10 protein-coding genes and 2 pseudogenes are annotated in these 9073 nt (G+C 41.0%); 8 read left to right on the plus strand and 4 right to left on the minus strand.

The window, feature by feature from the left end; genetic code table 11:
- The first annotated feature begins 2 nt into the window (after positions 1 to 2).
- From ACGF49_RS19055 to nqrM, 7 genes are all read left to right on the plus strand, one after another.
- Positions 3 to 1241: an NADH:ubiquinone reductase (Na(+)-transporting) subunit B gene (locus ACGF49_RS19055; protein ID WP_113043296.1), complete on the plus strand. Its 1239-nt coding sequence runs from the start codon at positions 3 to 5 to the stop codon at positions 1239 to 1241.
- The gene (locus tag ACGF49_RS19060; protein WP_113043297.1) at positions 1234 to 2031 is read left to right on the plus strand and encodes a Na(+)-translocating NADH-quinone reductase subunit C; all 798 of its coding nucleotides are present in this window, start codon (positions 1234 to 1236) and stop codon (positions 2029 to 2031) included. Before ACGF49_RS19055 ends, ACGF49_RS19060 begins: the two co-directional genes overlap by 8 nt.
- The gene (locus tag ACGF49_RS19065) at positions 2024 to 2653 is read left to right on the plus strand and encodes an NADH:ubiquinone reductase (Na(+)-transporting) subunit D (RefSeq protein WP_112878723.1); all 630 of its coding nucleotides are present in this window, start codon (positions 2024 to 2026) and stop codon (positions 2651 to 2653) included. Before ACGF49_RS19060 ends, ACGF49_RS19065 begins: the two co-directional genes overlap by 8 nt.
- Positions 2654 to 2660: 7 nt before the next feature.
- A complete protein-coding gene (gene nqrE / locus ACGF49_RS19070; RefSeq protein WP_112878722.1) occupies positions 2661 to 3257 on the plus strand; it encodes an NADH:ubiquinone reductase (Na(+)-transporting) subunit E in 597 nt (198 codons plus the stop codon).
- A 15-nt stretch (positions 3258 to 3272) separates the two neighbouring features.
- Positions 3273 to 4499, plus strand: a complete 1227-nt coding sequence (nqrF, locus tag ACGF49_RS19075; RefSeq protein WP_113043298.1) for an NADH:ubiquinone reductase (Na(+)-transporting) subunit F — start codon at positions 3273 to 3275, stop codon at positions 4497 to 4499.
- A 79-nt stretch (positions 4500 to 4578) separates the two neighbouring features.
- Positions 4579 to 5607, plus strand: a complete 1029-nt coding sequence (locus ACGF49_RS19080) for an FAD:protein FMN transferase (RefSeq protein ID WP_113043299.1) — start codon at positions 4579 to 4581, stop codon at positions 5605 to 5607.
- Between the two features lie 13 nt (positions 5608 to 5620).
- The gene (gene nqrM, locus ACGF49_RS19085; RefSeq protein WP_113043300.1) at positions 5621 to 5848 is read left to right on the plus strand and encodes a (Na+)-NQR maturation NqrM; all 228 of its coding nucleotides are present in this window, start codon (positions 5621 to 5623) and stop codon (positions 5846 to 5848) included.
- A 351-nt stretch (positions 5849 to 6199) separates the two neighbouring features.
- Here nqrM and ACGF49_RS19090 read toward each other — a convergent pair whose 3' ends face one another.
- Genes ACGF49_RS19090 through ACGF49_RS19100 form a run of 3 tightly spaced genes read right to left on the minus strand, consistent with a single transcriptional unit; the run spans position 6200 to position 7585 of the window.
- Positions 6200 to 6601: a DUF1240 domain-containing protein gene (locus tag ACGF49_RS19090; protein WP_113043301.1), complete on the minus strand. Its 402-nt coding sequence runs from the start codon at positions 6599 to 6601 to the stop codon at positions 6200 to 6202.
- The gene (locus tag ACGF49_RS19095; protein ID WP_228903204.1) at positions 6591 to 7010 is read right to left on the minus strand and encodes a hypothetical protein; all 420 of its coding nucleotides are present in this window, start codon (positions 7008 to 7010) and stop codon (positions 6591 to 6593) included. The genes ACGF49_RS19090 and ACGF49_RS19095 overlap by 11 nt, the downstream gene beginning before the upstream one ends.
- Positions 7001 to 7585, minus strand: a complete 585-nt coding sequence (locus ACGF49_RS19100) for a hypothetical protein (RefSeq protein WP_387492309.1) — start codon at positions 7583 to 7585, stop codon at positions 7001 to 7003. The genes ACGF49_RS19095 and ACGF49_RS19100 overlap by 10 nt, the downstream gene beginning before the upstream one ends.
- A gap of 1162 nt (positions 7586 to 8747) precedes the next feature.
- Between ACGF49_RS19100 and ACGF49_RS19105 the strand changes: the two are divergent.
- Positions 8748 to 8913, plus strand: a pseudogene (locus tag ACGF49_RS19105) (RNA-guided endonuclease TnpB family protein); the annotation flags it as partial.
- A 54-nt stretch (positions 8914 to 8967) separates the two neighbouring features.
- On the opposite strand, the pseudogene ACGF49_RS19110 reads toward ACGF49_RS19105, so the two are convergent.
- A pseudogene (locus ACGF49_RS19110) lies at positions 8968 to 9073 on the minus strand (IS5/IS1182 family transposase); the annotation flags it as partial.

The raw sequence follows: 9073 nt of genomic DNA on the forward strand, positions 1-9073 counted from the left end.
TCATGGGCCTGAAAAACTATTTTGAAAAAATTGAGCACCATTTTGAGCCCGGGGGCAAATTAGAAAAATATTATCCGTTGTATGAAGCGGTAACGACGATTTTCTATACACCGGGTACAGTAACTGCTGGCCGTGCCCATGTCCGTGATGCTATCGATCTAAAGCGCATGATGATCATGGTATGGCTGGCGGTATTCCCGGCAATGTTCTGGGGAATGTATAACGTTGGTCAGCAGGCGATTCCTGCGTTGTATCATTTATACAGTGGCGCAGAATTACAACAACTTTTGGCATCTGACTGGCACTATCGGGTTGCTCAGTTTTTGGGGGCGTCACTGACACCGGATGCGGGTTGGAACAGTAAAATGTTGCTTGGTGCAACTTACTTTTTGCCCGTTTATATCGTTGTATTTGTGGTTGGCGGCTTCTGGGAAGTGCTGTTTGCCCTTATCCGTAAGCATGAAATTAACGAAGGATTTTTCGTTACTTCTATTTTATTTGCGTTGATTGTTCCACCAACTATTCCTCTGTGGCAGGCGGCGCTGGGTATTACATTCGGTGTTGTCATTGCGAAAGAAGTATTCGGTGGTACAGGCCGTAACTTCCTGAACCCGGCACTGGCTGGCCGTGCTTTTCTGTTCTTTGCTTATCCGGCACAGATTTCGGGAGATTTAGTCTGGACTGCGGTTGATGGTTTCTCAGGCGCGACTCCGTTATCTCAATGGGCGGCTGGTGGTAGTCAGGGATTAGTGAATACCGTTACCGGTCAGTCTATTACCTGGATGGATGCTTTCATTGGTAATATTCCTGGCTCTATCGGTGAAGTGTCTACTCTGATGATTTTCATCGGTGGTGCAATTATCCTGTTTACCCGCATTGCTTCATGGCGCATTGTCGCCGGGGTGATGTTAGGTATGGTTGCAGCTTCCTACTTATTTAACGCTATCGGTTCAGATACTAACCCACTGTTTGCTATGCCGTGGTATTGGCATATGGTTCTGGGGGGTTTTGCTTTTGGTATGATTTTTATGGCGACCGATCCAGTGTCTGCTTCATTTACCGATAAAGGTAAATGGTGGTACGGCGTTCTGATTGGTGTAATGTGCGTTCTGATCAGAGTTGTTAACCCGGCATACCCGGAAGGTATGATGCTGGCGATTCTGTTCGCAAACCTGTTTGCGCCATTGTTTGATTATCTGGTAGTGCAGGCCAATATTAAGCGGAGAAAAGCCCGTGGCTAATGATAAACCAAAAAATAATGACAGCATCGGCAGAACATTTATCGTTGTTTTTGTGCTATGTCTCGTTTGCTCAATTGTGGTAGCAGGTTCTGCGGTAGGGCTGAAATCTCAGCAACAGGAACAAAAATTGCTGGATAAACAGCGTAATATCCTCGATGTTGCGGGGTTACTCAATCCACAGATGAGTGCCGATGAGGTTAAAGAAGCGTTCAAAAGCCGCATTAAAACTGAGTTATTGAATCTGGAGACGGCAACGCTTGAAAGCAGTCAGAGCAAGTTTAACCTGAACGATGCGTTGCGCAGTGATGATACCAGTATTGCATTACCACCTGAAAAGGATTTGGCGAAAATTCGCCGTCGCGCCAATATGGCCGAGGTCTATCTGGTGAAGAATGAACAGGGTAAAACTCGCGAAATCGTTCTGCCTATTTATGGTTCTGGCCTGTGGTCTGTTATGCATGCTTTTATCTCCGTTGATGTAGACGGCAAAACGGCTCGCGGTATCACTTATTATTCACATGGCGAAACGCCGGGATTGGGGGGAGAAGTGGATAACCCACAATGGCGTAAAAAGTGGATAGGTAAAAAACTGTATAACGATGAAGGCAATCCGGCGATCAAAATTGTTCGTGGCGGGGCTGCTGCCGATGACCCTTATGGTGTTGATGGCTTGTCTGGTGCGACTCTCACCTCTGCCGGTGTCCAGAATATGTTTAATTTCTGGTTAGGGGATAACGGTTTTGGTCCGTTCCTGAAAAAAGTACGCGAAGGAGCGTTGAAAGATGGCTGATAGTAAAGAAATAAAGCGAGTCCTTCTTGGGCCACTCTTGGATAATAACCCGATTGCATTGCAGGTTCTGGGGATTTGCTCAGCGCTGGCGGTAACAACCAAGTTAGAAACGGCGTTGGTAATGACAATAGCGGTAACATTGGTTACTGCCTTTTCCAGCTTTTTTATCTCGTTGATCCGTCATTACATCCCTGGCAGTGTGCGAATCATCGTCCAGATGGCTATTATTGCATCACTGGTTATCGTGGTAGATCAGATTTTGCAGGCTTATGCTTATGAAATTTCCAAGCAGTTGTCGGTATTTGTTGGCCTTATCATTACTAACTGCATCGTGATGGGACGTGCGGAAGCCTATGCGATGAAATCTCCACCCATTGAGAGCTTTATGGATGGTATCGGTAATGGTCTGGGTTACGGTGTTATTTTGGTAATGGTTGGTTTCCTGCGTGAGTTGTTTGGTTCCGGCAAACTGTTTGGAATTACTGTGATGGAGTCGGTACAGAATGGCGGTTGGTATCAGCCTAATGGTTTGTTCCTGTTAGCCCCTAGCGCGTTTTTCATTATTGGTATGCTGATTTGGGGTCTGAGGACTTTGAAACCGGCTCAGGTTGAGAAGGAGTAATGACAGCATGGAACATTTTATAAGCCTGTTTGTTCGCGCCGTTTTTATTGAGAATATGGCGTTGGCTTTCTTCCTCGGTATGTGCACTTTTTTGGCCGTATCGAAAAACGTCACAACGGCGTTTGGTCTGGGTATTGCCGTCACGGTGGTTTTGGGGATCTCTGTTCCTGCCAACAACCTGGTGTATAACTTGGTATTGCGTGACGGTGCATTGGTTGAAGGGGTTGATCTCAGTTTCCTAAACTTTATTACTTTTATTGGCGTGATTGCTGCATTAGTTCAGATTCTTGAAATGATCCTTGATCGTTATTTCCCTTCACTCTATAACGCGCTCGGCATTTTTTTACCACTGATTACCGTTAACTGTGCAATTTTTGGTGGTGTCTCTTTCATGGCGCAGCGTGATTATAGTTTTTCGGAATCCGTTGTATATGGTTTTGGCTCAGGTATAGGCTGGATGTTGGCGATTGTTCTGCTAGCTTCTATCCGTGAAAAAATGAAATATGCTGATGTTCCGGCAGGGCTGAAAGGATTGGGGATCACCTTTGTCACTACGGGTTTGATGGCATTGGGTTTTATGTCCTTCTCTGGTGTGCAGTTATAAGGGCGAGAAGCGTTCATGGATATAATAATTTTAGGCGTAGTGATGTTTACCCTAATTGTGTTGGTACTGACGGCGCTGATTTTGTTCGCAAAATCAAAGTTAGTTAACACTGGGGATATTAGGGTTGAAGTTAATGGTGATCCGGAAAAGAGCTTTACCGCTCCTGCCGGTGATAAATTGCTAAATATGTTGTCAAGCCAGGGGATTTTTGTCTCTTCTGCTTGTGGTGGTGGTGGCTCTTGTGGTCAGTGTCGCGTAAAGATTAAAGATGGCGGTGGCGACATTCTGCCAACAGAACTTTCTCACATTAGTAAACGTGAAGCGAAAGAGGGTTGCCGTCTGGCTTGTCAGGTCAATGTAAAACAGGACCTGAAAATTAAGTTACCGGAAGAGATATTCGGTGTTAAGAAATGGGAATGTGAAGTTATCTCCAACGATAACAAAGCCACTTTCATTAAAGAGCTAAAATTGAAGATCCCTGATGGGGAAGTTGTGCCTTTCCGTGCAGGTGGTTATATCCAGATTGAAGCGCAGCCACATATTGCTCGTTACGAGGATTATGATGTGCCGAAAGAATACCGTGAGGATTGGGATAAATTTAATTTGTTCCGTTTTGTTTCTGAGGTGAAAGAGCCAACAGTTCGTGCTTACTCAATGGCAAACTATCCAGAAGAACGCGGAATTATCATGCTTAACGTTCGTATTGCGACGCCGCCGCCAAAAAATTCAGAAGCGCCGCCGGGAATTATGTCTTCTTATATTTGGTCACTAAAGCCCGGTGATAAAGTGACTATTTCTGGTCCATTCGGTGAATTTTTCGCGAAAAATACTGATGCGGAAATGATCTTCATCGGTGGTGGCGCAGGTATGGCGCCAATGCGTTCTCATATCTTTGATCAGCTTAAGCGATTGAATTCCAAACGTAAGATTAGCTTCTGGTATGGCGCCCGTTCTAAACGTGAAATGTTCTATACAGAGGATTTCGATCAACTGGCGGCTGAAAATGAAAACTTTACCTGGAATGTAGCCCTATCTGATGCACTGCCAGAAGATAACTGGGATGGTCACACCGGCTTTATCCATAATGTTCTGTATGAGAATTATTTGAGGGATCATCCGGCTCCAGAAGATTGTGAGTTTTACATGTGTGGGCCTCCGGTTATGAATGCTGCGGTGATCAAGATGTTGAAAGATCTTGGTGTCGAGGATGAAAACATCATGTTGGATGATTTCGGTGGCTGATAGGCCATAAATAGTTTGATTTTTATGACTGGCGCCCACAATTTTGTGGGCGCTAACAATTTGGAAAGAGTAATTAACTGTGCGTAAAAAGATAAGTAGCTGGATAGCGTTAATATTTGCAGTACTGCTGCTGGCGGCATGCGATGGTCTGGAGCAGAAAAATATTCATGGGCAAACAATGGGGACTTACTATTCCATTAAATTTGTCACGGGTTCGTCGGCGCCTTCGCCAGAAGCTCTGCAAAAAGAGATAGATCGTTTGCTGGAAGAGGTTAACGACCAGATGTCGACATATCGCCCTGATTCTGAATTGAGTCGTTTTAATCAAAGCCGTCAAATTGATCGGCCATTCCCGGTATCAGCCGCGACAGCCAAAGTGGTTAAAGAAGCGATCTACATTAATAAATTGACGGATGGCGCGTTGGATGTAACGGTTGGCCCATTGGTTAATTTATGGGGATTTGGTCCTGAGGGGCACGTGACGAAAGCACCTTCTGCAAGCGAACTGGAAAAACGCCGTGAATGGACTGGGATTGATAAACTGGTGGTAGAAGGTAATAACCTGATTAAAACCGTTCCAGAACTGTATATCGATTTATCATCTATCGCTAAAGGTTATGGCGTAGATGTTGTTGCTGAATATCTGGAATCGCAGAATATCAAAGATTATATGGTTGATATTGGCGGTGAAGTCCGTACATCAGGCCATAGTGGTAAAGATCTGCCGTGGCGGATTGCGATTGAAAAGCCATCTGACACTGGCATGGCACAAAATGCTCAGGAAGTGATAATGCCTGGGAATATGTCGATAGCGACTTCTGGTGATTACCGTAATTACTTTGAACAAGATGGTGTGCGCTATTCACATACAATTGATCCAAAAACGGGGAGCCCTATTTCTCATAATTTAGTTTCTATTACAGTGATTGCTCCAGCTTGTATGAATGCTGATGGGCTTTCGACTGGACTGAATGTTTTAGGGCCGGAAAAAGGGATGAAAATTGCAGAAAATCTGAATATCCCGGTTTTTATGATTATAAAAACGAAAAATGGTTTTGAAGAGCGTTATAGTAAAGCCTTTGAGCCATACCTACAGAAAAATCAATGAGAAGGGGAAGGAAGTGCTAAAAATATTTATTGCCGCCTTCGTTTTTTTCCTGCTGGCTTTTGCGGGAATGTCGTTGGGCTATATGATTAAACGTAAGAGTATACAAGGGAGCTGCGGTGGTTTAAGCAGTATTGGCGTAGAGAAAGTATGTGATTGTCCAGAACCTTGTGATGCCCGTAAGAAACGTATGGCGCGTGAAGCGGCGCGGCAGGTTCAATTAGAGAAACATCGGATTATCTGAGTTTAACAAGTCTGCGTAATACTCCTTCTTGAATGCTAATTGAGAGCAAAGCGAATTTTTAGTAGGGGGATTTCGCGTAGTTTGAGATAAAGTAAATAAAAAGTAGAGATGCTAGTTTGATAAAATTCCCTTCACATTAAGCGGTTTACTGTGAAGGGTTTTTTAAATGCACACTCCGTTAATATAGGATTTAAAATAAAGTGAGCAACCTGAATTCATATAAATATGAAATTCAGATTATTTAATTGTACCTTTTAAAACTATTTAATCGACAGGGGTTAGTTTAATAAATCCTTGCGAAAAATAGATGCCAAAGTTACCCCAGTTATGAATAAATTAAATAAGATAATATTAATCACATAGCTTAATATCTTTTACATAGGTATTAGGTGACGCCCAGGATATTCTTTCACATACCAAATAATTCTCGCTTTTTAATTTGTAATCTACATAGAAAGATAGGGGAAAACTCGAAAAAAATGAGATGACAGTTATCATCCCAAAAAAGTTAATAAAATTATCGTGATATTTTGGGCAACGGCCTGTTATATTAAAAAAAATAACAAAAATCATGCTATATGAAAGCAGAGGAAAAGAAAAGAACATTATAAAAACAGGACCTGAGAATGTTATTTTATCTTCCATTTTAATTAAAGAAACTAAGTTTCCCCCAGTTAAAAATAAACCTGATAGCGCTAAAGTAAAAATAGCAAAAGCGCCAATGATATGCATAATCTTTTTTTTATTTACCATAATTCCCCCAGTTATGAAGAAATTGATTGAAATTAGCTTCTGGCGTTTTTGGTTTTCTTTCTATTTCTTTTTTGATCAAATTAATAACAGCTTCACTAATTTTGAATTTTTTATCTATAGAATCAAGTATAGATGCCGTTGCAATACCAACAGCAAGCATAATACCAGCCACAGCAATTACACTACCACCAGCCACAAAGAAAGCTGAGAGAACAGCCCCAATAACCCAAGAAGTAAAGGCTGCCACTGCTGCTTTTGCCATATCTACTGAAATATTTCCTAAGAAATCAGCCAGTGTGTATTCATCCTTAAAGATGTATTCAACCGCTCGATAAGCTGCGGAGAATAAGATATTGAATTTAACTCCCTTAACTATGCCACTATCTGTTCCCTGTTGCCCTATCCCCATAGATATACCCGTCGTCTTTCAAGTTGCCTCTTTGTTGGCTGCACTCGCTCACCCCGGTCACATAGTTCTCTATGCTCCCGGGGATTCACTCCCTTGCCGTCGCGATGCATCTTGAAATCCATAGGGTATATAATCTTCATGTTAGAAGCACTGTATCTTGAAGCGGTGATGATTTTTCTAAGCCCCGCATGACCTGAAATTTTAATATATCTTTGCCCATTTTTGCCAACATACTCTGTGGCTTTAATCCCTAATTTTTTAAATTCTCCTACTACATTTATAAAGTCGAAAGCATCACGTATATTACCTGCATAGGGTGATATAGGATCGGCAACCGAAAACATTTTCTTCATAAATGGGCTTTTTGCTTTTGGAGAATCAATATCCTCTAAAACATCTTTCGCTTCCTCTAAGGATAGTAACGCAATATACGTTGTATTCTCGTTTAACTGTTTCTCAAAACCAATAGCATCAAAGAATTGATATTGGGGATTTAAGTGATTAATCCCAACATTACCTCTTAGAAAATCTCCCATATAGCCTTCCCAAGAGGGGCTGTGTCTTTTATGTGTCATCGTGAAGTTTCCTTTAATATTCTTAAAATCAAAAGTCGTCACATCGGTATTTAACGGACGGAGTTTCCGATTTGAGTATAACATCGTTGCGTAAAAAAAATCCAAATTGGTTACATAATAGCAAAAAGTTGGATAAGCGCAACGCCCATAGGTTCAAGTTACTTAAAGGTTTCAAACTGAGTAATGGAAAAAAGCCACACACTCACAAGTGATTTAACCTGACAAGACGGGAATAAATATAAGTGTGAAAATGATAAATAAATGCTTTAAATTCTGTTATCCCAACCATCGTTAATAAGTGAAACTATTAACTCGAACAGGTAAATAAAAGCCTATGAGCTTTAAAAAAGGTATTCGGTATTAAAATCACCTTTTTATTTACCTTTTTTTCGGGCAGAAACGCTTTTTTTTCAAGTTTAATCATCATGGTTTATCTTCATAAATCAGTGATTAAATAGTCTGATGATATAAAGATAGCCCTTTATGTTCTTTCAGATAATTCCTTATTTTTTAGGGTTTAAATCCGGCTAAATTAATCGTTTTACTATTTTTTATGGTTTCTTTGTAAAATAACGGCAAGAAAACACTTTAATATGAACCTATTTTAGATTATATTCTTTTTCTCGCTGATTTTTTCAATTTTCTTTTAATGTTTAATAGCTTTCGATTAAATGCGATTTACTATTTATCTGAAAAGTTAATTTATTGATTTAAATCGATCTTTTCTATAAAGCTTTAATCTCTTTATATTAGTGCTTTTAAATTTTCAGGTCGGTTAGATAAATGTAAAATAGACAGAGGGTTAGCATTGTGACAGATAAGCGCATTAAACATGCCAGAAAATAAAACCGTTTTTAGTCACGTTGTCTCTTTTTAAAATATGGTATTAATGGAGCGCCTATGTTTTTAATCTGTAATCTGATAAACGTTATTGTTCTTTTTCCATCATGAGGTTCACCCTATTAAACGTTTTAATATAATTTTATATTTTTGTAATTGGGTTAATCCAGTTCGACGAGCGGGGTGTGATTTTGTGAAACTATGTGATAATAATCAATATGTGAGATAAGTTGCACATTGATTGGAGGTTATTTTGACAATAACACGTTTACGTCAACATAAACCCGCGTAAAGACCTGAAGCCTTTGCTGGCAGTGGCAAAAAAATCCCGAAATTACCGCCGGTAGAAGCCCGGCTGCATCGTGAAATTAACGGGGAAGTGAAAAGCATGACAATCACTCGCATTGCAACAGGCAAGTATTTACGCCTCAATACTCTGCAATGACGGCATGGAAGCGCCAGTAAAGCCATCCCTGTTAACCCTTGTACCAGCGTTTTGACAGGATGACGCTCATCTTTATTTCCTTAGGTCAACTTAGAGCCTATCCCAATAGGGTTTTGTTCCAAACTATAATCCCGCACGCAAAATGTAACATAGCTTCATAGTTTTCGACCTTCTTTTCCCATCGGATCAGTATCCGGCGAAAG

This window comes from Photorhabdus sp. RM96S (assembly GCF_042879335.1).
GTDB lineage: Bacteria > Pseudomonadota > Gammaproteobacteria > Enterobacterales > Enterobacteriaceae > Photorhabdus > Photorhabdus kayaii.

Excerpts from the sequence above, each read along its gene's own strand:
- ACGF49_RS19065 (WP_112878723.1), top strand. The coding sequence starts at position 2,024 with ATGGCTGATAGTAAAGAAATAAAGCGAGTCCTTCTTGGGCCACTCTTG.
- ACGF49_RS19055 (WP_113043296.1), top strand. The coding sequence starts at position 3 with ATGGGCCTGAAAAACTATTTTGAAAAAATTGAGCACCATTTTGAGCCC.
- nqrF (WP_113043298.1), top strand. The coding sequence starts at position 3,273 with ATGGATATAATAATTTTAGGCGTAGTGATGTTTACCCTAATTGTGTTG.
- ACGF49_RS19100 (WP_387492309.1), bottom strand. The coding sequence starts at position 7,585 with ATGACACATAAAAGACACAGCCCCTCTTGGGAAGGCTATATGGGAGAT.
- ACGF49_RS19095 (WP_228903204.1), bottom strand. The coding sequence starts at position 7,010 with ATGGGGATAGGGCAACAGGGAACAGATAGTGGCATAGTTAAGGGAGTT.
- ACGF49_RS19090 (WP_113043301.1), bottom strand. The coding sequence starts at position 6,601 with ATGGTAAATAAAAAAAAGATTATGCATATCATTGGCGCTTTTGCTATT.
- nqrE (WP_112878722.1), top strand. The coding sequence starts at position 2,661 with ATGGAACATTTTATAAGCCTGTTTGTTCGCGCCGTTTTTATTGAGAAT.